Genomic DNA, 24115 nt, shown 5'->3' with positions numbered 1-24115 from the left:
GGCTCCTTTTCTTTCGGGCGTGCGAATCGCATGCCTTTCTGCATCATGGTCAACAACGATTCCCAGACACCGGTTCGCGCCGACGAGCCGATCCCGCACCGCAAGGTCATCCGCGCATGGCTCGTGCCGTTCGCCACGCGCGAGATCGTGCGCCCGATCCTGCTGCTCGTGCTCGACTACCTGTTGCTGTTCGCGGCGTTCGCCGGCGCGCTGCTGATTCCGTCGACGGTCGGCAAGATCGCCTGCGGGATGGCCGCCGGGTTCATCACCGGGCGACTGTTCATCATCGGGCACGACGCGTGCCATCAGAGCCTGACGCCCGACCGCCGGCTGAACCGCTGGCTCGGCCGCATCGCCTTCCTGCCGTCGCTGACGCCTTACAGCCTGTGGGAAGTCGGGCACAACGTCGTGCATCACGGCTATACGAACCTGAAGGGCTTCGATTTCGTGTGGGCGCCGCATACGCCGGCGGAATTCGCCGCGCTGTCGCCGGCGCGGCGGTGGCTGGATCGCGTCTACCGGAGCGGATGGGCGCCGGGCCTCTACTATCTCGTCGAGATCTGGTGGCTGCGGATGTATTTCCCGACCCGGGGCTATATCGGTGCGTCGCGGCCGGTGTTCCGGCGCGACTGCCTGCTGGTGACGGGCTTCGCGGCCGTGTGGATCGCCGTCGTCGTCGGGGTGGCGATCGAGACGCAGCAATCCGTCGCGCTGCTGCTCGCGACCGGCGTGCTCGTGCCGTTCCTGTTCTGGTGCTCGATGATCGGCTTCGTCGTGTATGTGCACCATACCGACCCGCGCATCGCATGGCACGCGAACCGCGCCGAATGGTCGAATGCCGCACCGTTCGTGTCGACCACGCTGCACCTGACGTTTCCGTTCGGTATCGGCGGCCTGCTGCACCACATCATGGAGCACACGGCGCATCACGTCGACATGAGCGTGCCGCTGTACCGGCTCAAGCCGGCGCAGGCGAAGCTCGAGGACATGCTGCCCGGGCGGATCGTCGTGCAGCGCTTCGGCTGGCGCTGGTACTTCGACACGGCCCGCCGCTGCAAGCTCTACGACACCGACCGCAAGCTCTGGACGGACTATCGCGGAAACGTGACGAGCGAGGCGGCACCCGAGGTGCGCGCGCCGGCCACGGCGGGCGCGCGGCAGGGGGCGGCTCCCGAAGCCGCGGGCAACGCGCCCGCCGCGACCGCTCAGGCGGTGCCGTAATCGACGTGGCCGGTTTCGCGGCAGAAGCTGACGAGCCGCAGGCCGGCCGCCTTCGCGATCTCGATCGCGAGCGACGACGGCGCGGAGATCGTCGCGACCATCGGAATGCCCACCCGCGCCGACTTGCGCACGAGCTCGTAGCTCGCGCGGCTCGACAGGAACACGAAGCCGTCGGTCGCGTCGGCGCGCGCCAGCACGAGCGCGCCGATCAGCTTGTCGAGCGCGTTGTGGCGGCCGACGTCCTCGAACGCCATCCGGATCGCGCCTGTTGCGTCGCACCACGCGGCCGCGTGCAGGCCGCCGGTGAGCTGCGTGAGCGCCTGGTGCGCCGGCAGCCCGTGGGCCGCGCGCGCGAGCGCGTCGGGCGCGAGGCGCGCGAGAAAACCGGTGCCGGGTACCCGTTCGGGCGCGAGGTCGAGCAGGTCGATGCTTTCGATGCCGCACACGCCGCAGCCGGTACGCCCCGCGAGCGCGCGGCGCCGGTCCTTCAGCGCAGCGAACGCCTGCTGGACGACTTCCAGATGCACCTCCGCGTGTGGCAGCGGCGCGTCGGCGTGCAGGATCACGTCGATGTCCTTGATGTCGCTGCCGCGCGCGACGATCCCTTCCGAGATCGCGAAGCCGACCGCGAACGCCTCGAGGTCGCGCGGCGTGCACATCATCACCGCGTGCGAGATGCCGTTGAAGACCAGCGCGACCGGCCATTCCTGGCCGACGTAGTCGTGCGCGGTTTCGACGGCGCCGCCGCGCGTGCGGCGCACGGACAGCTCGATCGCGCCGCGCGGCTCTTCTGTTTCGGTCGGATTCACGAGCACTCCCGTTGATTCGAGGCAGGGGCGGCGGCGATCGGGTCCGCCGCTCGCGCGCAGAGGTTCTAAAATACCTCAGGCAGGCCGGCCGCGCCGGCATCCGCCACTCAGGTAACGACCATGGGACTCAGCGACGCTCCGCTGCTATTCAATTTCGAACACGATTCGTCGGAAAACCTCACGTACATCCCGATGATCGTGCGTTTCAATCTCGACCGTTTCGGTCTGCGGATTTCGCTGGAGCAGTGGCAACTGCTGCCGCTCGAGGACCGCAAGCTGCTCGCGCGCTTTCCGGCCGACGACGACACCGCGATCGAGCCCAATTTCGATCACGCGCTGTTCGAAATGCTGCGCACGCATGCCGACCTCGAACCGTCGTGGTTTCAGCCGGACGAGCAGCCGAGCTGGCGCGCGACCGACATGGTGCCGGACGCGCTCGTGCAGCAGAGCGCGCTGGCCGGGCTGCCGGCGCCCGCGCTCGCGCAGTGGCAGCGGCTCGCGCCGTTCCAGCGCTACGTGCTGGTGAAGCTGTCGCGCAAGCCGAAGCTCAATCACGACTTCGTGCCCGCGATGCGGGAGTTCGGGCTGACGGCCACGCACTGACGGGCCGGATGCGGCGCCGCCGCGCGGCGCGCATGCGTCGTTACAGCGGCGGCAGCTGGCGCGGCTTGCGGTCGGGGCCGGTCGCGACGTAGGTGAGCGTCGCTTCGGTGACCTTCACGATTTCGCCCATCAGGCGCATGCGCTGCGCGTACACCTCGACGTCGACCGTGATCGACGTGTTGCCGGTGCGCATGATGGTCGCGTAGAAGCTCAGCAGGTCGCCGACGAACACCGGCTGCTTGAATACGAACGAATTGACCGCGACCGTCGCGACGCGGCCGTTCGCGCGCTGGCTCGCGGGGATCGAGCCGGCGATGTCGACCTGCGACATGATCCAGCCGCCGAACACGTCGCCGTGGACGTTCGCGTCGTGCGGTTGCGGGACGACGCGCAGCGCGGGCTGCTTTTGCGGGAGTTCGAGGGTCGAATCGGTCATGGCGGAGGCTTTCATCCTGTAATAAATGCGCCGCCGCGCGCAGGCCGGCCGGCGAGGGCGCCGGCAGCGGCGCGTAGCGGCTTCTGCGACAATACAACGTTCGCAAATTGTACGAGAAAGCGGGCGAGTCGGCCGCCGTGGCACGCGTCCGGCACCGCCGCCGATCCTGATCCCCATGCGCCGATATTCCGCTTCCGGCGAGCCCGCGCCGGCTCCGACCGGGCCCCGCAACGACTGGCAGACCATCCGGTCGCTGCTGCCGTACCTGGCCACCTACAAATGGCGCGTCGCGCTCGCGCTCGGCTGCCTGATCGGCGCGAAGGTCGCGAACCTCGGCGTGCCGGTCGTGATGAAGCGCATCGTCGATCACCTGTCCGCCGTGCAGCAGCTCACCGCGCTCGGCCGCGCGGAGCAGTCGGCCGGCATCGTGCTCGCGGGCGGCGTCGGTTTGCTGGTCATCGCCTATGCGCTCGTGCGGCTGTCGACGTCGCTGTTCACCGAGCTGCGCGAGATCCTGTTCTCGAAGGTCACCGAGAGCGCGGTGCGCCAGCTCGCGCTGCAGGTGTTCCGGCATCTGCACGGGCTGTCGCTGCGCTTCCATCTCGAACGCCAGACGGGCGGCATGTCACGCGACATCGAGCGCGGCACGCGCGGCATCCAGCAACTGATTTCCTATTCGCTGTACAGCATCCTGCCGACGCTCGTCGAGGTCGGGCTCGTGCTCGGCTTCTTCGTGGTCAAGTACGAGGCGTACTACGCGTACGTGACGTTCGCGGCGCTGGTCACGTACATCGTGTTCACCGTGAAGGTCACCAACTGGCGCACGCACTTTCGCCGCACGATGAACGAGCTCGATTCGCGCGCGAACTCGCGGGCGATCGATTCGCTGATCAACTACGAGACGGTGAAGTACTTCGGCAACGAGGAGTGGGAGGCGCAGCGCTACGACGAGAACCTGAAGCGTTATCGCAAGGCCGCGATCCGTTCGCAGAACTCGCTGTCGGTGCTGAACTTCGGCCAGCAGGCGATCATCGGCACCGGGCTCGTGTTCATCCTCTGGCGCGCGACGCAGGGCGTGCTGGCCGGCAAGCTGACGCTCGGCGATCTCGTGCTGATCAACACGTTCATGCTGCAGCTCTACATTCCGCTGAATTTTCTCGGCGTCGTGTATCGCGAGCTGAAGCAGAGCCTCACCGACATGGACCGGATGTTCGGGTTGCTGTCGGCCGCGAAGGAAGTCGCGGATGCGCCCGACGCGAGGCCGCTTGCGGTGGCCGGCGCGCAGGTGCGCTTCGAGCACGTGAACTTCTCGTACGAAGCGTCGCGGCAGATCCTGCACGACGTGACATTTACGATCGACGCGGGCACGACGACCGCGGTGGTCGGCCACAGCGGGTCCGGCAAGTCGACGCTGTCGCGCCTGCTGTTCCGCTTCTACGATCTCGACCGGCAGGCGGGCGGCGCGATCCGGATCGACGGCCAGGACATTCGCGACGTCACGCAGGACTCGCTGCGCGCGTCGATCGGGATCGTGCCGCAGGACACCGTGCTGTTCAACGACTCGATCTACTACAACATCGCGTACGGCCGGCCGACCGCGAGCCGCGACGAAGTGATCGCGGCCGCGCGCGCCGCGCACATCCACGACTTCATCGAGACCTTGCCGAAGGGCTATGACACGCCGGTCGGCGAGCGCGGGCTGAAACTGTCGGGCGGCGAGAAGCAGCGCGTCGCGATCGCGCGCACGCTGCTGAAGGATCCGCCGGTGCTGCTGTTCGACGAGGCGACGTCGGCGCTCGATTCGCGCTCGGAGCGCGCGATCCAGCACGAGCTCGACCAGATCGCGCGGCATCGCACGACGCTCGTGATCGCGCACCGGCTGTCGACGGTCGTGCACGCGCAGCAGATTCTCGTGATGGACCACGGGCGGATCGTCGAGCGCGGCACGCACGACGAACTCGTGCGCGCGGACGGGCTGTATGCGCAGATGTGGGCGCTGCAGCAGCAGCGCGCGGCGGCGGGCGGGGAAGCGGCCGAGGCCGCGTGAGCGTGGCCGCCGCGCCGGGTGGCCCGGGCGCGGTCAGCCGCGAAACGATCAGCCCGCGGCGGCGCGCAGCCGCGCGTCGAGTTCGCCGAGCTGGGCGGGCGTACCGACGTTCTCCCAGATTCCTTCATACAATTCGCCACTCGCGCGGCCGGCCTCGATGGTCGCCTTGAAGTAGGGCGTGAGCGGCCGGTGCGTGCCGGGCACGATGTCGCGGAACATCCGCGTGTCGTACACGCCGATGCTGCCGAACGTGACGCGCGGGGCGCCGGCGAGCGCCAGCCGGCCGTCGTCGCGGAGCACGAAATCGCCGTCCGGATGGAACGGCGGGTTCGGCACCATCACGAGATGCATCGCGGGCGCGTCGAGCGCGGCCATCTGCGCGGCGCGCGGCGCGAGCGTCCGGTAGTCGAACGCACAGTACACGTCGCCCGCGACCGCCGCGAACACCGTCGGCCGGCCATCGCGCTCGATGAGCGGCAGCGCCTGCGCGATCCCGCCGGCGGTTTCCAGCGCGTCGCCTTCGGCCGAGTACGCGAGCCGCACGCCCCAGCGCGAACCGTCGCCGAGCGTTGCCTCGAGCTGTTCGCCGAGCCACGCGTGGTTGATCACGATCGTCTCGATGCCCGCACGCGCGAGCGCCTCGATCTGCCAGACGATCAGCGGCTTGCCGCCGGCTTCGAGCAGCGGTTTCGGGCGGGTATCGGTCAGCGGGCGCATCCGGTCGCCGCGCCCGGCGGCGAAGATCATCGCCGTGGTCAGGGTAGAGCTCATGTTCGGCTGAGGGGAAGGACGGTGAGGGCGGTCAGAACGTATAGCCGACGTCGGCCGCGCCCTTGCCCTCGAGTTCGTCGAGCAGCTTCGCGAACGGCACGAGCGGGCGGTAGCGCAGCGCGACCTTGCGCGCGTAATTCAGGAAGCGCGGCAGGTCGTTCAGGTAGTGCGGCTTGCCGTCGCGGTAGTTGATGCGCGCGAACAGCCCCAGGATCTTGATGTGGCGCTGCAGCCCCATCCATTCGAGCTGGCGGTAGAACTCGCCGAAGTCCGGATCGACCGGCAGGCCGGCCTTCTTCGCCTTTTCCCAGTAGTACGCGAAGCAGTCGAGCTCGAACTCCTCGTCCCAGCTGATGAACGCGTCGCGCAACAGCGACACGACGTCGTACGTCAGCGGCCCGTACACGGCGTCCTGGAAGTCGAGCACGCCCGGGTTCGGCTCGCACACCATCAGGTTGCGCGGCATGAAATCACGCAGCATGAAGCCCTGCGGCTGCGCATGGGCGCTCGCGACCAGCAGCGCGAAGGTACGGTCGAGCGTGCCGCGCATCGCATCGGTGACCGGCTTGCCGAGATGGCGGCCGACGAACCACTCGGGCAGCAGCTCCATCTCGCGGCGCAGGAACGCCTCGTCGAACGGGGGCAGCACGTCCGGCTTCGAGCTGAGCTGGAAGCGGATCAGCGCGTCGAGCGCGTCGCGCATCAGCGGGCGGGCGGCGACCGGGTCGGCCGGATCGAGCACCGAGATGTACGACGTGCGGCCGAGGTCGGTCACGAGCATGAAGCCGGCGTCGAAATCGTGGGCCAGCACGTCCGGCACGTGGTCGCCGGCCGCGGCGAGCAGCTGCGCGACCTGGACGAATTCGCGGCACTTCTCGGGCGGCGGCGCGTCGACCGCGACCAGCGAGCCGCCGGGGCTCGTGGCCGACGCGACACGGAAATAGCGGCGGAAACTGGCGTCCGACGATGCGGGCGCGACGGTCGTCAGGTCGAGGGCGAAGCGCTCGGCGAGCGGGCGCAGCCACGCGGTCAGGGCTTCGAGGCGGGCGTCGGGCTGGGATGCGGCGGATGGGGGCGTCATGAAACTCGGCGGAGGGGGGAACGTCTTGCCATATAATACCCCACGACTTTTTTGACGCGCCCCGCGTCAGCTTCCGCCGTGCAGGCCCGCCGCCTGTCGCGCCGTCCGCCCGATCGCCTCCCCGGTTTGCGCTCAGCCGCAGTCGCGGTGCGACGGTGCGGCCCGCCGCGCGCGAATGTGCCGTGCAGCTGCGGTTGACAAGGGGCGATTCGCCAAACGATAGATGCCGCCCAAACCGCTATTCCCGAATGTCTTCCCCGGTGACGGGGCGCCGCGCAAACGGCGGCTCGCGCTCGCGCTCCTGGCCGTGCCCGGCCTCGTGCCGGCCGTGTCGCACGCGCAGCTGTCGGGCGCGGCCGCGCAGCCGCAGCCGCTCGACTCGCCGTGGGACCTGCGTCTCGCCCCGCAGCTCGAGGATCATCCGCTGAAGGACGGCGCGAAGCCGGCCACCTTCGTGATTGCCGACCATACGAGCGGCACGGCCGATCAGGACCTCGCCGCGAAGGGCTCGGCCGAGCTGCGCCGCGGCGACGCGGTCGTGAAGGCCGACGCGCTCCACTACGATCAGGATACCGACATGGCCGACGCGTACGGCCAGGTCAAGGTGGTCAACGGCGGCACGTCGTTCGCGGGCCCCGAGGCGCATCTGAAGGTCGAGGCGAACCAGGGCTTCATGACGGCGCCGAAGTACCACTTCAACGTGACGGGCGGCTCCGGCAGCGCGGAGCGCGTCGACCTGCTCGACAGCGAGCGCTCGGTGTTCGTCAACGGCACCTACACCGCGTGCCAGTGCGCGACGAACCCCGCGTGGTACATCAAGGGCAGCCGCTTCGACTTCGATACCGGCGCCGACGAAGGCACGGCGCGCAACGGCGTGCTGTTCTTCCAGGGCGTGCCGATCTTCGCGAGCCCGTGGATGACGTTCCCGCTGTCGGGCGAGCGGCGCAGCGGCCTCTTGCCGCCGACGTTCTCGATGAACTCGAACAACGGGTTCGAGCTGTCGCTGCCGTACTACTTCAACATCGCGCCGAACCGCGACCTGACGATCACGCCGCGCATCATCTCGCGGCGCGGCGTGCAGACCGAAGCGACGTTCCGCTACCTGTCGCCGTCGTATTCGGGCACGTTTACGGCCAATTACCTGCCGGACGACCGGCTCGCGCACCGCAACCGCTACGCGATCTACTGGCAGCACCAGCAGAACTTCGGCGGCGGTTTCGGCGGCTACGTCTACTACAACAAGGTCTCGGACAACACGTATCCCGAAGACCTTGGGTCGATGAACCAGTTCATCAACGGGACGCAGACGCTGTACCAGCAGGAAGCCGGCCTCACGTACAACAACGGCCCGTGGTCGGTGCTCGCGCGCTACCAGCACTGGCAGACGCTGCCACCGTCGATCGCGCCGTACAGCCGCGAGCCGCAGTTGAACGTGAAGTACACGAAGTACAACGTCGGCGGCTTCGACTTCGGCGCGGAAGCCGATTATTCGCGGTTCCGCATCACGACCGCCGACATGACCGAAGGCGACCGGATCGTCTTCAACCCGTATATCGCGTACGGTGTGTACGGCCCCGGCTACTTCGCCGTGCCGAAGGTCCAGTACCACTTCGCGTCGTACGACCTGAACCACCTGTCGTCGAGCACGCCGAACAGCCCGAAGCATTTCACCGAGTCGATCCCGACCGTGAGCTTCGACTCGGGCCTGATCTTCGACCGCTCGGTGCGCCTGTTCGGCCAGGACTTCATCCAGACCCTCGAGCCGCGCCTGTACTACGTGTACACGCCGTATCGCGACCAGTCGAACGCGCCGCTGTTCGACACCGCGGAATCGGACTTCGGCCTCGCGGAGATCTACCAGCCGAACACGTTCGTCGGCAACGACCGGATCGCCGATGCGAACCGGATCACGGCCGGCCTGACGTCGCGCTTCATCGATCCGCGCACCGGCGACGAGCGCGCGCGCTTCGTGGTCGCGCAGCAGTACTATTTCGCCGACCAGCGCGTGACGCTGAACTCCGGCCAGAGCGCCGTGCTGGCGCGCCACTCCGACCTGATCGTCGGCGCCGCGCTGAAACTCGGCTCGGGCTTCATGTCGGAGACGGCGTTCCAGTACAACCAGAACAACAACCAGCTCGTGAAGTCGAGCATCGGTTTCGGTTTCAGCCCGGGCGAGCGCCGCGTGATCAACGTCGGCTACCGCTATACGCGTGCGAACACGACGCTCGACAACCAGCCGATCAACCAGTTCCTGGTGTCCGCGCAGTGGCCGCTCACGCGCCGCCTGTATGCGATCGGCCGCTTCAACTACGACCTGGCCGCCGACCGGGTCGTCGACGGTCTGCTCGGCTTACAATACGACGCGGATTGCTGGGCGCTCGGAGTCGGGGTCCAGCGGTACGCGAACGGCGTGAACACGTCGGGGCAGCAGAATTCGTCGACGCGCTTCATGATGCAGCTGACGTTGAAGGGGCTGTCGAGCGTCGACAACGGTCTCGTGGCCGCATTCCGCGCCGGGGTGCCGGGCTATACGCCGCTGCCGTCCGCGCCGCCGCCGATGTCCCGCTTCAGCAACTACGAGTAACGCCGGCTTGTCTGCACCGGTCAGCACGATTTCAATGGAGTATCAGTGGCAATGAAGAAAACCCTTCGTTTCGCGGCAGTCGTGTCCAGCCTCGCCGCCGCCGCCGCGCTGCTCGCCGCTGCGCCGGCCGCGGCGCAGGCGCTTGGTTCGCATGGCGCGCAGCTTGCCGACGAAGTCGTCGCGGTCGTCAACAACGACGTGATCACGGGTCGCGAACTCGACCAGCGCGTCGGCCTGATCTCGCGCCGGCTGCAGCAGCAGAACGCGCCCGTCCCGCCGGCCGACCAGCTGCGCGCGCAGGTGCTGAACCAGATGGTGCTCGAACGCATCCAGGTGCAGAAGGCCAAGGACGACGGGATCCGCATCGACGATGCCACCGTGCAGTCCACGCTGCAGCGCCTCGCGCAGGCGAACGGGATGACGCTCGAGCAGTACCGCGCGCGCATCGTCGCGCAAGGCGTGCCCTGGAGCGTGTTCACGAGCGACGCCCGCACCGAGCTGATGCTGTCGAAGCTGCGCGAGCGCGAGGTCGACGGCAAGATCACCGTGTCGGATGCCGAGGTCGCGAACTACATCGCGAGCCAGCGCGGGCCGAGCGCATCGCAGCAGCAGGACCTGCGCTTCCAGCACATCTTCATCAAGGCGCCGACCAACGCGCCGCAAGCCGACATCGAAGCCGCGCAGAAGAAGGCCGACGCGCTGCTGCAGCAGGCCACGTCGGGCGCCGATTTCGAGAAGCTCGCGAAGAACAACTCGGAAGCGAACGACGCGAAGAAGGGCGGCGACCTCGGCTTCAAGGCGCCGTCCGCGCTGCCGGCCGACGTCGTCGAAGCCGCGTCGAAGCTCCGCCCCGGCCAGGTCAACCCGACGCTGATCCGGGTGCCGGACGGCTTCGAGATCGTGCGTCTCGTCGACCGCCGCCAGAGCCAGGGCGCGACCGCCGCGGCACCGAAGATCGTCCAGACGCACGTGCGCCACATCCTGTTGCGCGTCGGCGAAGGCAAGTCGGAGGGCCAGGCACGCCAGCAACTGCAGGACATCCGCAAGCAGGTCGAGGCCGGCGGCGATTTCGAGAAGTTCGCGCGCACCTACTCGCAGGACGGTTCGGCGTCGCAGGGCGGCGATCTCGGCTGGATCAGCCCGGGCGAGACCGTGCCGGAATTCGAGCGCGCGATGAACAACCTGCAGGCCGGCCAGATCAGCCAGCCGATTCGTACCGAGTACGGCTACCACCTGATCCAGGTGGTCGAGCGCCGCGAGGCGGAAGGCTCGGTGCAGCAGCAGATGGATATCGCGCGCCAGGCGATCGGCCAGCGCAAGGCCGAGCAGGCGTACGCCGACTGGCTGCGTGAACTGCGCGATTCGTCGTACGTGCAGTACAAGATCGGCGGCGTCGGCCCGGCGAACTGAGCGAGCTTCGCATGACGGCATCCGCGCTGCAGATCGCGATCACGACCGGCGAACCCGCGGGTGTCGGCCCGGAGCTGACCGTGCAGGCATTGCAGGATGCCGCGCGGCGCTGGCCCGGCGCGCATTTCACCGTGCTCGGCGACGCCGCGCTGCTCGACGCACGCGCGGCGGCCGTCGGTGCCGACCGGGCGGTGCTCGCCGGCGGCGGGCCGGTGTCGGTCGAGCATCATCCGCTCGCCGTGCCCGCGCAGGCGGGCAAGCTCGACGCGGCCAACGGCCGCTACGTGCTCGGGCTGCTCGATGCCGCGATCGACGGCGCGGTGGCGGGCCGGTTCGACGCGATCGTCACCGCACCGCTGCAGAAGAGCACGATCAACGATGCCGGCGTGCCGTTTACCGGCCATACCGAATACCTTGCGGAACGCACGCACACGCCGCGCGTCGTGATGATGCTGGCAGGCACGGGCGAGCGGCCGCTGCGCGTCGCGCTCGCGACCACGCACCTGCCGCTGAAGGACGTGTCGGCCGCGCTGACGATCGACGGGCTCGTCGAGACGCTGGCGATCGTCGATCGCGACCTGCGGCGCGACTTCGGTCTCGCGGCGCCGCGCATCCTCGTGACGGGGCTGAACCCGCACGCGGGCGAGAACGGCTATCTCGGGCGCGAGGAGATCGACGTGATCTCGCCGGCGCTCGCACGCGCGCAAGCGCAGGGCATCGACGCGCGCGGCCCGTATCCGGCCGACACGCTGTTCCAGCCGCGCCATCTCGAGGGCGCCGATTGCGTGCTCGCGATGTTCCACGATCAGGGCTTGCCCGTGCTGAAGTATGCGACCTTCGGCGAGGGCATCAACGTCACGCTCGGGCTGCCGATCATCCGCACGTCGGTCGATCACGGCACCGCGCTGGATCTGGCCGGCACGGGCCGCGCGGATCCGGGCAGCATGGTCGCCGCGCTCGACACGGCCGTCACGATGGCGCGCCATCGCCGCGCGTCCTGACACGCACGAGCCTGACCTCATTCGTCGTATTTTTCGTTTTTCTCAGTCGATGTCGAACAGCAGACAGCACCAAGGCCACTTCGCGCGCAAGCGCTTCGGGCAGAACTTCCTCGTCGATCACGGCGTGATCGACTCGATCGTCGCGACGATCGGCCCCGCGCGCGGCCAGCGGATGGTCGAGATCGGCCCCGGCCTCGGCGCGCTGACCGAGCCGCTGATCGCGCGTCTCGCGACGCCCGAGTCGCCGCTGCATGCGGTCGAGCTCGACCGCGACCTGATCGGGCGCCTGCAGCAGCGCTTCGGCGCGCTGCTGGAGCTGCACGCGGGCGACGCGCTCGCGTTCGACTTCCGCTCGCTCGCGGCACCCGGCGACAAGCCGTCGCTGCGGATCGTCGGCAACCTGCCGTACAACATTTCCAGCCCGCTGCTGTTTCACCTGATGACGTTCGCCGACGCGGTCATCGACCAGCATTTCATGCTGCAGAACGAAGTGGTCGAACGGATGGTCGCGGAGCCGGGCACGAAGGCGTTCTCGCGACTGTCGGTGATGCTGCAGTACCGCTATGTGATGGAGAAGATGCTCGACGTGCCGCCGGAATCGTTCCAGCCGCCGCCGAAGGTCGATTCGGCGATCGTCCGGATGATTCCGTACGAGCCGCACGAGCTGCCGGACGTCGATCCCGCGCTGCTCGGCGAAGTCGTCACCGCCGCGTTCTCGCAGCGCCGCAAGATGCTGCGCAATACGCTCGGCGACTACCGCGAGACGATCGATTTCGACGGGCTCGGCTTCGATCTCGCGCGACGCGCGGAGGATGTCAGCGTGGCCGAATATGTCGGCGTCGCGCAGGCGCTTGCAGCGGTGCGCAAGGCCGCGGAGTAGCGGCACGCGGGCGTCGCACCTGGCGCCTGCCCCGAGCGCGATCGACGAGGCTGCCCTGAGCGGGCAGCTTTTTTTTCGCACGGCGTTCGTCGCTGCCGGACCGCGTCCGCATCGCGCTACGCGCGCCGGCGCGGCGGCGCGTTGACGAGCGCGATTCCCGTCAGCACCAGCGCGGCGGCGGACATGAAGCGCCAGCCGACCGATTCGCCGAGCAGCAGCACGCCGAACGCGACGCCGAACAGCGGTGACAGGAACGTGAACACCGACAGCCGCGACGCGCTGTAGCGCGTCAGCAGCCAGAACCACGACAGGTAGCTGACGAACGCGACGATCACCGACTGGTACGCGAGGCTCGCGAGCGCGATCGGGGTGACCCGCGCGAACGACATCTGGCCGAGCAGCGCGGCGAGCGCGACCAGCACGACGGCCGACACCGCGAGCTGGTAGAACAGCGTCTTGCTCGCGCTGGCGCGCGCGAGCGACGTCGAGCGCACGACGACCGTCGTCGCGGCCCACATCGCGCCCCCGAGGATCCCGAGCGCGTCGCCGGCGAGCCCGGCCAGCACCGATGCGCCGGGCGCGCGCGGCGTCAGGAAGCCGTCCGCGAACGCGAGCGCGATGCCGGCGAACGCGAGGCCGACGCCGGCCCACTGGACGCGCTGCAGCCGTTCGCCCGGCGCGAACAGGTGCAGGCCGAGCGCCGTGAAGCACGGTGCGGTGTACAGGAAGATCGCCATGTGCGATGCGCTCGTCAGCGTGAGCCCGAAGAACACGCAGATGAACTCGCCGGCGAACAGCGCACCGGCCGCGATGCCCGCGCCGAGCGTGCCGTCCGCGCGGAACAGCGGCGTGCCGCGCGAGCGTGCCCAGCCCCACAGCAGGAGCGCGGCGATTACCGAGCGCAGCCCGGCCTGGAACATCGGCGGGATCGCCGCGTTGGTGCTCTTGATCGCGACCTGCTGGAAGCCCCAGATCGCGCACAGCAGCAGCATCACGCCGACCGCGCGCATGTCGAGCGCGCGGCGCACGGGCGTGCCGGCGAGCGCGGTCATCGGCGGACCTCGCCGATGCGGCGGGAAGCGGGCTGGGGCATGGGCAGAGACTTGGGCAAAGACATGGTCAGCGGCGGACGGACGGCGCGTCCGGCGCGCTCGAATCGGCGATTTCTCACGGCAGGCTGTGTGGCTGGAATGAGGCGGTGGTCGCGTTCTGGCTGCGGGCGGCATGCCCGTTTTTGGTGCGAAGTGGGAGGATGTTACCCGATCGATGGACTTGCCGGGGCCGTCGGGCGCGGTGATCTCCACCGCCGCACGGGCTTCGCGCTCGCCGTGCGGATGCTTGGGTATCGGCCGGTGGCGCACGGGGCGCCGGCGGCGGGATTGACCCGACTCCGGTAGAATTTCCGCTTCTGGAAAGTCCCCACAGGAGTACAACACATGCGTTTGCTGCATACGATGCTGCGAGTCGGCGATCTCGACCGCTCGATCAAGTTCTACACCGAATTGCTCGGCATGAAGCTGCTGCGTCGCGAGGATTATCCGGAAGGCAAGTTCACGCTCGCGTTCGTCGGCTACGAAGCGGAAAGCGCGGGCACCGTGCTCGAGCTGACCCACAACTGGGATACGCCGTCCTACGATCTCGGCAACGGCTTCGGCCATCTGGCGGTGGAAGTCGACGACGCGTACGCGGCCTGCGACAAGATCAAGGCGCAAGGCGGCAAGGTGACCCGCGAAGCCGGCCCGATGAAGCACGGCACGACCGTGATCGCGTTCGTCGAGGATCCGGACGGCTACAAGATCGAGTTCATTCAGAAGAAGGCGCACTGAGCGCCGGGCGCGCGGCGCACGATGTGCGTCGCGGGCAGGAAAAACGGGCGATGTGGAGGAATCCGCATCGCCCGTTTGTATTTTGGTGCGGCCGATCGCGTCAAAGCGCCGGCAGCAGTTCGGGCGGGTGATGCTTGAGCGTGTGCCGTGCTTCGCGGAATTCCGGGAAGATCGATTCGACGGTCTGCCAGAAGGCCGGACTGTGGTTCATCTCGCGCAGGTGCGACAGCTCGTGCGCGACGACGTAGTCGACGATCGACATCGGGAAGTGGATCAGCCGCCAGTTCAGCCGGATCTTGCCGTCGCTCGAGCAGCTGCCCCAGCGCGTCGCCGCCGACGACAGCGCATACATCGAATACGTGACGCCGAGCCGTTCCGCGTAGACCGCCAGGCGTTCGCCGAAGATCCGCTTCGCTTCGCCCTGCAGCCAGCCCTGCACGCGATCCTTGATCTGCTGCATGTCGGCCTGCGCGGGCAGCGGCAGCGACAGCCGTTGCGCATCGGCGTCGAATGCGACGGCGCCCGCGCCGAGCGCGACCGTGATCGTCTTGCCGAGATACGGGAGTTGCGCGCCGTCGCGCCAGTCGATCTGCGGCAGCGCGCGCTGCTCGGTGCGGGTCTTCCACTCCGCGAGCTTCGCGAAGATCCAGCGCTGCTTCTCGGCGATCGCCGCTTCGATGTCGGCGAGCGTGACCCAGCGCGGCGCGGTGATCGACAGCCCGCTGCCGTCGATCGTGAAGCCGATCGTGCGGCGCGCGGAGCGCTTCAACCGATATTCGAGCACGCGGCTGTCGAGTGCGAACGTGCGGACGCGGGAGCGATCGGGTGCGGGACCCGGATCGAGCGGCACCGCGGGAGCCGCAGCCGCTTCAGGCGGCGACGGCAGCGCGGCGGGCGCCGACGGTGGCGGCGATGCTGCCGGCCCGTCGAAGAGCGGCAGGTCCATCTGGCGATGATCGAGTGCCACGATGGCAGGCCGTGGCCGCGGACGCTTTTTCATCAGTTCGCTTCGTTTCGTCGTACGCAACGGCTGCAATCCGGGTGATTCAGACGCGTGCGGCATCGCGCGTGCCGGCATTGCCCGGCTGGCGATACGCATCGGGATCGATGCGGCGCATTTCCGCTTCGATCCATGCTTCGACCTGCGAGTTCAATACGTCGGGCGTCTTGCCTTCGACCGGAATCGGCTTGCCGATCGACACGGTGACGACGCCCGGGAACTTCGTGAACGAATTGCGCGGCCACACCCGACCTGCATTGTGCGCGATCGGCACGACCGGCGCGCCGGTTTCGATCGCGAAGCGCGCGCCGCCCGTCTTGTACTTGCCCTGCTTGCCGACCGGCGTGCGCGTGCCTTCCGGGAACATGATCATCCACGCGCCTTCCGACAGGCGCTTCTTGCCCTGGCGGATCACCGACACGAAGGCATTCTTGCCTTCCTTGCGGTTGATGTTGACCATGTGCAGCAGCCCGAGCGCCCAGCCGAAGAACGGCACGTACAGCAGCTCGCGCTTGAACACGTAGCAGAGCGGCTTCGGCATCAGCGCCGGAAACGCGAGCGTCTCCCACGCGGACTGGTGCTTCGACAGCAGCACGGCCGGGCCGTCGGGCAGGTTCTCGTAGCCTTCGATCCGGTAGCGGATGCCGTTCAGCCAGCGCACGACCCACAGCGTCGACTTGCACCAGCCGGCCGCCATCCAGTAGCGCGCGTCGGGGCGCATGAACGGAAAGGCGATGAAGCACGCGGTGGCGTACGGCACCGTGTACAGGATGAAATAGATCAGCAGCAGCAGGGAGCGGACGAAGCGCATCGGCGTGGGTCTGACAGTAGGGAGGATGCGCGCGGCGGCCGCATCACTCGTGTTCGTGTGAAAGGAAGTCGAGTGCGAACGCGCGCAGGTCGTCATGGACCTGCGTGCCGTCCGGCAGGTTGCCCGCGGCGAGCGTCTTCTTGCCCTTGCCGGTCAGCACGAGGTGCGGCCGGAAGCCGACCGCGACGCCGGCCTGCAGGTCGCGCAGCGAATCGCCGACGGCCGGCGTGTGACCGGGATCGATCTCGAAGCGCTCGGCGATCATCTGCATCATGCCGGGTTTCGGCTTGCGGCAGTCGCAGTGGTCTTCCGACGTATGCGGGCAGAAGAACACCGCGTCGATGCGCGCGCCGACCGCGGCCGCCGCGCGATGCATCTTCAGATGCATCGCGTTGAGCGTGGCCATGTCGAACAGCCCGCGACCGATGCCGGACTGGTTGGTCGCGACGACCACGCGATAGCCGGCGTGGTTGAGTCGTGCGATCGCCTCGAGGCTGCCGGGCAGCGCGATCCACTCGTCGGGCGTCTTGATGAACGCGTCCGAATCGACGTTGATCACGCCGTCCCGATCGAGGACGACGAGCTTGCGGTTGGGGCTGGTCGGCATCGTTTGGCCTTTACGCGGCGAGCTTCGAGATGTCGGCGACGCAGTTCATCTGCTGATGCAGCGCCGACAGCAGCGCGAGACGGTTCGCGCGCAGCGCGGGATCCTCGGCGTTGACCATCACGTCGTTGAAGAACGTGTCGACCGGCGCGCGCAGCGCGGCGAGCGCCGACAGCGCGCCCGTGTACGCACGCGCCTCGAGCTGCGACTGTACGTGCGGCGTCACGGCCGCGAGCTGCTCGTGCAGCGCCTTCTCGGCGGCCTCGACGAGCAGCGTCGGCTGCACCGTGCCGTTCGCGCCGCCTTCCGACTTCTTCAGGATGTTCGAGATCCGCTTGTTCGCGGCCGCGAGCGCTTCGGCTTCCGCGAGGCGCGTGAATTCGCGCACCGCGTCGAGGCGCGCGACGAGATCGTCGACGCGCGTCGGGTTCAGGCTCAGCACCGCGTCGACTTCGCCGGCCGAGTAGCCGCGCTCGCGCAACAGGCCGCGCAGGCGGTCGATGAAGAACGCGAAGATCGCGTCGGTCGATTCGGCGACGCCCGGCACGCCTTCGAAGCGCGCATGGGCCGTGCGCAGCAGCGACACGAGATCGAGCGGCAGCTGTTTCTCGAGCAGCAGGCGCAGCACGCCGAGCGCGTGACGGCGCAGCGCGAACGGATCCTTCTCGCCGGTCGGCGCGAGGCCGATGCCCCAGATGCCGACGATCGTCTCGAGCTTGTCGGCCAGCGCGACGGCGGTGGACACCGGCGTGGTCGGCAGCGCGTCGCCGGAGAAGCGCGGCTGGTAATGCTCGGCGCAGGCGAGCGCGACGTCGTCGGGCTCACCGTCGTGGCGCGCGTAGTACGTGCCCATCGTGCCCTGCAGTTCCGGGAACTCGCCGACCATGTCGGTCAGCAGGTCGGCCTTCGCGAGGCGCGCGGCGCGCTTCGCGTGCGCGGCGTCGGCACCGATCGCGGGCGCGATCTCGCCGGCGAGCGCCTCGAGGCGCTCGACGCGTGCGAGCGCCGAGCCGAGCTTGTTGTGATACACGACGTTCGCGAGCAGCGGTACGCGGTCCGCGAGCGGCTTCTTCTTGTCCTGCTCGAAGAAGAACTTCGCGTCGGCGAGGCGCGGGCGCACGACGCGCTCGTTGCCTTCGATGATCTCGCCCGGCGTCTTCGTCTCGATGTTCGACACGATCAGGAAGCGCGAGCGCAGCTTGCCGGCGACGTCGGTGAGCGCGAAGTACTTCTGGTTCGTCTGCATCGTGAGGATCAGGCATTCCTGCGGAACCTGCAGGAATTCGTCCTCGAAGCGGCACGGATAGACGACCGGCCATTCGACCAGCGACGTCACTTCGTCGAGCAGCGACTCGGGCATCACGACCGTGTCGCCGTTCGCGTGTTCGTTCAGCTGCGTGCGGATCGTTTCGCGGCGATCGGCGAAGTGCGCGATCACGCGGCCCTTGTCGCGCAGCGTGTCGGCATACGCGCGCGCATGCTGGATCGCGACGAGGCCGTCGGACAGGAAGCGGTGGCCGAGCGTGGTGTCGCCGGCATCGACGCCGAACGCGGTGACGGGCACGATGCGGTCGTCGTGCAGCACGGTCAGGCGGTGCACCGGACGCACGAACTTCACGTCGGAGCCGTCCGGGCGCTGGTAGGTCATGACCTTCGGGATCGGCAGCTTCTCGAGCGTTTCGTCGAGCGCGGCCTGCAGCCCGTCGGCGAGCGTCGCGCCGGCCGCCGAGTAGTTGACGAAGAACGCTTCGGCCTTGCCGTCCTGCGCGCGCTCGAGATCGGCGATCGACAGGTTCGGATGGCCGAGCGCCGCGAGCTTCTTCGCGAGCGGGGCGGTCGGCCGGCCTTCGGCGTCGAGCGCGACGGACACCGGCAGGACCTTTTCGCGGACCTGCTTTTCAGGCGCGACGGCGCGCACGTTCTGCACGACGACCGCGAGGCGGCGCGGCGTGGCGTAGCGTTCGAATACGAGTTCGCCTTCGATGAGATCGCGCGCCGCGAGGCGTTGCGCGAGGCCTTCGGCGAATGCGTCGCCGAGGCGTGCGAGGGCCTTCGGCGGCAGCTCTTCGGTCAGCAGTTCGACGAGCAGGGGGGCGGGATGATTGTGCGTCATGTGTGGATTGAATCTCGTCTCGTCAGTCCTGATCGATCTTGCGTTCGACCTTGAGCGGCGGCGCCCATGCCGGCTGGGCGGCGTCCTGGGCGTCGGTGGTGAGGCCCGGCACGCCCGGCGGGTTGCCGAGCATCGGGAAGCCGAGCTTCTCGCGCGAGTCGTAGTAAGCCTGCGCGACGAGACGCGACAGCGCGCGGATGCGGCCGATGTACGCCGCGCGTTCCGTGACCGAGATCGCGCCGCGCGCGTCGAGCAGGTTGAACGTGTGGCCGGCCTTCAGCACGAGCTCGTACGCGGGCAGCGCGAGCTGCGCGTCGATCATCTTCTTCGCTTCCGCTTCGTAGCTGTTGAAGAACGTGAACAGCAGGTCGACGTTCGCGTGCTCGAAGTTGTAGGTCGACTGCTCGACCTCGTTCTGGTGGTAGACGTCGCCGTACGACAGGCGGCGCAGCTCGGGGCCGTTCGGGCCTTGCTCTTCCCATTCGGTCCACACGAGGTCGTACACGTTCTCGACCTTCTGCAGGTACATCGCGAGGCGCTCGAGGCCGTACGTGATCTCGCCGAGCACGGGCTTGCAGTCGAGGCCGCCGACCTGCTGGAAATACGTGAACTGCGTGACTTCCATGCCGTTCAGCCACACTTCCCAGCCGAGGCCCCACGCGCCGAGCGTCGGGTTCTCCCAGTCGTCTTCCACGAAGCGCACGTCGTTCTGCTTCAGGTCGAAGCCGAGCGCTTCCAGCGAACCGAGATACAGGTCGAGGATGTTTTCCGGCGCCGGCTTGAGCACGACCTGGTACTGGTAGTAATGCTGCAGGCGGTTCGGGTTCTCGCCGTAGCGGCCGTCCTTCGGGCGGCGCGACGGCTGCACGTAGGCGGCGCGCCACGGCTCGGGGCCGACCGCGCGCAGGAACGTGTGGACGTGCGACGTGCCCGCGCCGACTTCCATGTCGATGGGCTGGAGCAGGGCGCAACCCTGCTTGTCCCAGTAGGACTGCAGCGTCAGGATGATTTGCTGAAACGTAAGCATGAAGAGCCTTCGTGGCGCTGGCGCTCCGTTGCGGGCGGCGCTCCGGGCGGGGCCCGGAGGGTCGGCTCGCGCGGCGGCGCGGCTTGTTAGTGTGCTGAAACGTGCAATTTTACCGGATCGGCGGCCGGATGCGGCCGGAACGCGGACGAAGGGGGCGTCGGCGGTGTTTCGGGCGAGCCGTGCGCGGCCTGTGCGCGGGTCGTCGATGCGCGCGGTGCGCTCGCGCGCGGTGTCGCGATGCGCTGCTCGCTCCGCCTGCCGCGCCGCTTTGCGCGGGCGTTAAGATGCGCGTATTGCGGCGCGCGCGACGCCTGCCGCGCGACCGATTGCCCACTCCGGACCGCATGGACGATTCGAACGACCTCCTCATTCCGCTGATGCCGCCGCTGCTTGCGCTGCTCGGGCAGGCCGCCGACGCGCACGCGCGCGGCGAGCGCGACGCGCATGCGCTCTGGCTCGCCGCCGCCGGGCATCTGCACGCCGTCGACATGGCCGCGCTCGCGCAGCTTACCGCGGCGCTGGTCGCGCGGCAGCGTGGCGCCGACGCGCTCGCGCTGGCCGAATGCGCGCTGCGCGTGCATCCGGGCGCCGGCGCGAATTTCAATCATGGCTACGCGCTGCAGATGCTCGGCCGTCACGCCGACGCCGTCGCGTCGTACCGCGCCGCCTATGCGGTCGATCCGGGCTGGCCGTCGCTGCGCAACAACCTGGCGATCGCGCTGCGGCTGTCGGGCGGCGACCGCAACGAAGAAATCGCGCTGCTCGACGCGGCCGTGGCGGCCGACCCGCACGACGTGCAGGTGTGGACGAACCTGGTCGTCGCGCGGCTCGCGACGCAGGACCTCGACGGCGCGCTCGCGTGCGCGGCGCGGCTCGCGGAGATCGCGCCCGACAATGCGCTCGCGCAGAACAACATCGCGATGGCGATGAAGGAGGCGCAGCGCTGGGACGACGCCGAACGCCATGCGGCGCGCGCGTGCGAGCTGGCGCCCGACGACGCGTCGTTCCGTTTCAACCTCGCGATCATCCAGCTCGTGCGCGGCGACTACGCGGCCGGCTGGCGCGGCCATGAGGCGCGCTGGGACGGCGCCGGCGAGCTGCGCGGCCGCCGGCCGGTGCTGCCCGGCCCGCGCTGGCACGGCGAGCCGCTCGCGGGCAAGACGCTGCTCGTCTGGGGCGAGCAGGGGCTCGGCGACGTGCTGCAGTTTGCGCGCTTCGTCGCGCCGCTCGCCGAGCGCGTGCACCGCGAGGGCGGCCGGCTTGCATGGAACACGTTTCCGCAGGTGGGCACGCTGATGCGGCGCAGCCTCGGCGCGCACGCGGATGCGTTCAGCGCGGGCGGCGGCGTCGACGCGCTGCCGGCATTCGACTACGAAGTGCCGCTGATCGGCCTGCCGTTGATGCTCGGGATGGAGACGTCGACGCTCGGCGCGGCGGTGCCGTACCTGCATGCCGATCCGCGCGCGCGCGACGCATGGCGAGCGCGGCTCGCGGGCGACGGCCGGCTGAAGGTCGGGCTCGTATGGACGGGCAGCGCGGGGCACCAGCGCAATCCGTTGCGGCGCGTCGGGCTCGAGCGTTATGCCGATGCGTTGCGCGGTGTCGACGGCGTCGCGTTTTACTCGCTGCAGCCGGGCGCGGACGCGGATGTCGCCGCGGCGCGCGCGGCCGGTTTCGCGATCGAGGACTTCACCGGCGAACTCGAGAGTTTCGACGATACGGCTGCGTTCATCGGCGCGCTGGATCTGGTGATCACGGTGTGCACGTCGGTCGCGCACCTGTCGGGCGCGCTCGGCGCACGCACCTGGGTGCTGCTCGACGTGAATCCGCACTGGCCATGGCTGCTCGAGCGCACCGACAGCCCGTGGTATCCGACCGCGACGCTGTACCGGCAGCCGACGTTCGGCGCATGGGCGCCGGTGCTGGAAGCGCTCGCGCGGGATCTGCGCGGCCTGGCCGCGGACGCGCAGCGGCCGGCCTGAACGGCTGGCCGGCGCGACGTCGCGCGTCGTTGCTTCCTGCATGCGGCTTGCCGGGGTGTCGTGCGGACTCGGCCTCGTGCGCCGAACGTCGGCGGGCGGGGCGGTCGGCATGCCGCATCGACGGCGGCGGCTGCGCCGCGCCGCGCGCGCCGGCCGCCCGATGCGTCAGGCGTTGCGGTCGCCGCCGGCCTTCGCGCCGTTGCGGCGGCGCAGGCCCGGCCCGAACGTGAAGCCGAACGCGAGCAGCACCAGCGACACCGCGAGCACGATGTTGTTGCCGCTCGTCACGTACGGCGTGAAGCCGCTCGTGCCTTCGATCCGCACGTCGAGCGAGCCGATCGTAAACGGCTTGAGCTGGCCGAGCACGCGGCCGCGCGCGTCGATCGCGGCGGTCATCCCGGTATTGGTCGAGCGCAGCATCGGCCGGCCCGTCTCGAGCGCGCGCATCCGCGCGATCTGCAGGTGCTGGTCGAGCGCGATCGTGTCGCCGAACCACGCGAGGTTCGTCACGTTGACGAGCACGCCGGGCGGCTGCGGATTGTCGCGGATCGTCGCGGCGATTTCCTCGCCGAACAAGTCCTCGTAGCAGATGTCGGCCATCACCGGCTGGTTGTGCACGAGGAACGGCTTCTGCACCGGCGCGCCGCGCGCGAAGTCGCCGAGCGGCATCTTCATCAGGTCGACGAACCACCGGAAGCCCCACGGGATGAACTCGCCGAAGGGCACGAGATGGTGCTTGTCGTAGTGATAGATGTCGCGCGAGTGCGGCGTCACGCCGTACAGGCTGTTCGTGTAGTCGACGTAGTGGCCGTCCGGCGTGACCGATGCGCCGACCGCGCCGAACAGCACGGCCGAGCCGGTCGTGTCGCTGAACTTGCGGATCGCGACGGCGAACGGTTCGGGCAGCTCCTGGATCATCACCGCGATCGCGGTCTCCGGCGTGACGATCAGGTCGGCCGGCTTCTCGACGATCATCTGCGTGTACATCTTGATCGCCGCGTCGATGCCTTCCTGCTCGAACTTGATGTCCTGCTTCACGTTGCCCTGCAGCAGCCGCACCGTGAGCGGCGCGTTCGCGGGCACGGTCCACGCGGCCTGCGACAGCGCGATGCCGGCCGCGACGAGCGCGACGGCGATGCCGGCCGGCGCGGCGATGCGCACGCGCGCGTTGCCGGCGGCGCCGCGTTCGGATGCGGGCGCCCGGCGCGCGGCGACGAGCGCCTGCACGACCAGCGCGGCGAACAGCGCGAGCACCCAGGCGATCCCGTACACGCCGACGACCGGCGCGAAGCCCGCGAACGGTCCGTCGACCTGCGGATAGCCGCTCGCGAGCCACGGGAAGCCGGTGAATACGGTGCCGCGCAGCCATTCGCCGAGCGCCCAGGCGCTCGCGAACGCGAACGCGCCGTGCCAGGTCGGCGAGAACGGCCGCGGATCGGGTTCGCGGCGATGCCATGCATGGCCTGCGCAGAACGACCAGAGCCCCGCCGAGAACGCCGGGTACAGCGACAGGTAGAGCGAGAACAGCACCAGCGCGCCGCCCGCGAGCGGCGCGGCCATCTCGCCGTACACGTGCATGCTGATGTAGAGCCACCAGATGCCGCTGATGAAGTTGCCGAAGCCGAACGCGCCGCCGGTGAGCGCGGCGCCGCGCCAGCTCGACGTGCGCGTCAGCTGCGCGAAAAACCAGACGAATACGACGAGCTGCAGCCAGCCGCCGTGCGGGGTCGGTGCGAAGGTCAGCGTATTGGCCGCGCCGGCGAGCAGCGCGGCCGGATAGTGCCAGCGCGGCAGCGTGCGGCCGGGCGCCGGCGCGAGAAGACCGCCAGCCGGGCGGGACGGGATCGGATCGTCCATGTGAAGCGAAAGAGGGCGAGCGGTTGAAGGAGACGCGGCCGGCGCGAGACGG

The 24115-nt window shown here is 69.0% G+C and carries 20 protein-coding genes; 9 read left to right on the top strand and 11 right to left on the bottom strand.

Going from position 1 to position 24115, the window contains the following annotated elements; all coding sequences use genetic code 11:
* Window positions 1–45 precede the first annotated feature (45 nt).
* Window positions 46–1221: a fatty acid desaturase gene (locus U4012_RS14215; protein WP_415750378.1), complete on the top strand. Its 1176-nt coding sequence runs from the start codon at window positions 46–48 to the stop codon at window positions 1219–1221.
* On the opposite strand, the gene fdhD is transcribed toward U4012_RS14215, so the two are convergent.
* The gene (fdhD, locus tag U4012_RS14210) at window positions 1206–2036 is read right to left on the bottom strand and encodes a formate dehydrogenase accessory sulfurtransferase FdhD (RefSeq protein WP_321799337.1); all 831 of its coding nucleotides are present in this window, start codon (window positions 2034–2036) and stop codon (window positions 1206–1208) included. The two genes, U4012_RS14215 and fdhD, sit on opposite strands and share 16 nt — an antisense overlap.
* A 114-nt stretch (window positions 2037–2150) precedes the next feature.
* On the opposite strand from fdhD, the gene U4012_RS14205 reads away from it, so the two are divergent.
* The gene (locus tag U4012_RS14205) at window positions 2151–2633 is read left to right on the top strand and encodes a nitrate reductase associated protein (protein ID WP_321799335.1); all 483 of its coding nucleotides are present in this window, start codon (window positions 2151–2153) and stop codon (window positions 2631–2633) included.
* A 40-nt stretch (window positions 2634–2673) separates the two neighbouring features.
* On the opposite strand, the gene U4012_RS14200 is transcribed toward U4012_RS14205, so the two are convergent.
* Window positions 2674–3069, bottom strand: coding sequence for an acyl-CoA thioesterase (locus U4012_RS14200; protein WP_027789162.1), 396 nt, complete (start codon window positions 3067–3069; stop codon window positions 2674–2676).
* Between the two features lie 175 nt (window positions 3070–3244).
* Here U4012_RS14200 and U4012_RS14195 point away from each other — a divergent pair, with 175 nt between their 5' ends.
* Window positions 3245–5116 carry an ABCB family ABC transporter ATP-binding protein/permease gene (locus tag U4012_RS14195; protein ID WP_044846820.1) on the top strand — a complete coding sequence of 624 codons (1872 nt, stop codon included), beginning with the start codon at window positions 3245–3247 and terminating at the stop codon, window positions 5114–5116.
* Between the two features lie 48 nt (window positions 5117–5164).
* Here the strand turns inward: U4012_RS14195 and murU are convergent, their stop codons facing one another.
* Together murU and U4012_RS14185 are read right to left on the bottom strand one after the other, a co-directional pair.
* A complete protein-coding gene (gene murU, locus U4012_RS14190) occupies window positions 5165–5887 on the bottom strand; it encodes an N-acetylmuramate alpha-1-phosphate uridylyltransferase MurU (RefSeq protein WP_321799331.1) in 723 nt (240 codons plus the stop codon).
* A 31-nt stretch (window positions 5888–5918) separates the two neighbouring features.
* Entirely contained in the window at window positions 5919–6968 is a 1050-nt protein-coding gene (locus U4012_RS14185) for an aminoglycoside phosphotransferase family protein (RefSeq protein ID WP_257773853.1), read from the bottom strand.
* Window positions 6969–7191: 223 nt separating this feature from the next.
* Between U4012_RS14185 and U4012_RS14180 the strand changes: the two genes are divergently transcribed.
* From U4012_RS14180 to rsmA, 4 genes are read left to right on the top strand one after another with little or no spacing between them, the layout of a single operon-like run.
* Window positions 7192–9552, top strand: a complete 2361-nt coding sequence (locus U4012_RS14180) for an LPS-assembly protein LptD (protein ID WP_124521052.1) — start codon at window positions 7192–7194, stop codon at window positions 9550–9552.
* 51 nt (window positions 9553–9603) lie between these two features.
* Window positions 9604–10962, top strand: coding sequence for a peptidylprolyl isomerase (locus tag U4012_RS14175; protein ID WP_124488618.1), 1359 nt, complete (start codon window positions 9604–9606; stop codon window positions 10960–10962).
* Between the two features lie 11 nt (window positions 10963–10973).
* Window positions 10974–11963, top strand: coding sequence for a 4-hydroxythreonine-4-phosphate dehydrogenase PdxA (gene pdxA / locus U4012_RS14170; protein ID WP_321799325.1), 990 nt, complete (start codon window positions 10974–10976; stop codon window positions 11961–11963).
* A 49-nt stretch (window positions 11964–12012) separates the two neighbouring features.
* Window positions 12013–12843 carry a 16S rRNA (adenine(1518)-N(6)/adenine(1519)-N(6))-dimethyltransferase RsmA gene (rsmA, locus tag U4012_RS14165; RefSeq protein WP_257773849.1) on the top strand — a complete coding sequence of 277 codons (831 nt, stop codon included), beginning with the start codon at window positions 12013–12015 and terminating at the stop codon, window positions 12841–12843.
* A 116-nt stretch (window positions 12844–12959) separates the two neighbouring features.
* Here rsmA and U4012_RS14160 read toward each other — a convergent pair whose 3' ends face one another.
* Complete coding sequence (locus U4012_RS14160) at window positions 12960–13895, bottom strand: DMT family transporter (RefSeq protein WP_321799323.1); 936 nt, start codon at window positions 13893–13895, stop codon at window positions 12960–12962.
* Window positions 13896–14279: 384 nt separating this feature from the next.
* Between U4012_RS14160 and gloA the strand changes: the two genes are divergently transcribed.
* Window positions 14280–14669 (top strand): lactoylglutathione lyase, encoded by a 390-nt coding sequence (gloA, locus tag U4012_RS14155; protein ID WP_044846812.1) that lies wholly within the window; start codon window positions 14280–14282, stop codon window positions 14667–14669.
* Between the two features lie 100 nt (window positions 14670–14769).
* Here gloA and U4012_RS14150 read toward each other — a convergent pair whose 3' ends face one another.
* From U4012_RS14150 to glyQ, 5 genes are read right to left on the bottom strand one after another with little or no spacing between them, the layout of a single operon-like run.
* Complete coding sequence (locus U4012_RS14150; protein WP_321799321.1) at window positions 14770–15669, bottom strand: SprT family zinc-dependent metalloprotease; 900 nt, start codon at window positions 15667–15669, stop codon at window positions 14770–14772.
* Window positions 15670–15715: 46 nt separating this feature from the next.
* A complete protein-coding gene (locus U4012_RS14145) occupies window positions 15716–16480 on the bottom strand; it encodes a lysophospholipid acyltransferase family protein (RefSeq protein ID WP_044846811.1) in 765 nt (254 codons plus the stop codon).
* Window positions 16481–16523: 43 nt separating this feature from the next.
* The gene (gene gmhB, locus U4012_RS14140) at window positions 16524–17087 is read right to left on the bottom strand and encodes a D-glycero-beta-D-manno-heptose 1,7-bisphosphate 7-phosphatase (protein ID WP_124488623.1); all 564 of its coding nucleotides are present in this window, start codon (window positions 17085–17087) and stop codon (window positions 16524–16526) included.
* Window positions 17088–17097: 10 nt separating this feature from the next.
* Window positions 17098–19197 (bottom strand): glycine--tRNA ligase subunit beta, encoded by a 2100-nt coding sequence (gene glyS / locus U4012_RS14135; protein WP_124570703.1) that lies wholly within the window; start codon window positions 19195–19197, stop codon window positions 17098–17100.
* Between the two features lie 22 nt (window positions 19198–19219).
* Complete coding sequence (gene glyQ / locus U4012_RS14130; protein ID WP_080294533.1) at window positions 19220–20224, bottom strand: glycine--tRNA ligase subunit alpha; 1005 nt, start codon at window positions 20222–20224, stop codon at window positions 19220–19222.
* Window positions 20225–20568: 344 nt separating this feature from the next.
* Between glyQ and U4012_RS14125 the strand changes: the two genes are divergently transcribed.
* Entirely contained in the window at window positions 20569–22206 is a 1638-nt protein-coding gene (locus U4012_RS14125) for a tetratricopeptide repeat protein (protein WP_321799315.1), read from the top strand.
* A 165-nt stretch (window positions 22207–22371) separates the two neighbouring features.
* On the opposite strand, the gene lnt is transcribed toward U4012_RS14125, so the two are convergent.
* Window positions 22372–24063, bottom strand: a complete 1692-nt coding sequence (lnt, locus tag U4012_RS14120) for an apolipoprotein N-acyltransferase (RefSeq protein WP_321799313.1) — start codon at window positions 24061–24063, stop codon at window positions 22372–22374.
* Between the last annotated feature and the right edge of the window lie 52 nt (window positions 24064–24115).

Source organism: Burkholderia sp. BCC1988 (genome assembly GCF_905339895.1).
In the GTDB taxonomy this organism is placed as follows: domain Bacteria; phylum Pseudomonadota; class Gammaproteobacteria; order Burkholderiales; family Burkholderiaceae; genus Burkholderia.
Note: the sequence above shows the minus strand (reverse complement) of the source record. Positions and strands in the feature narration are given on the sequence as shown.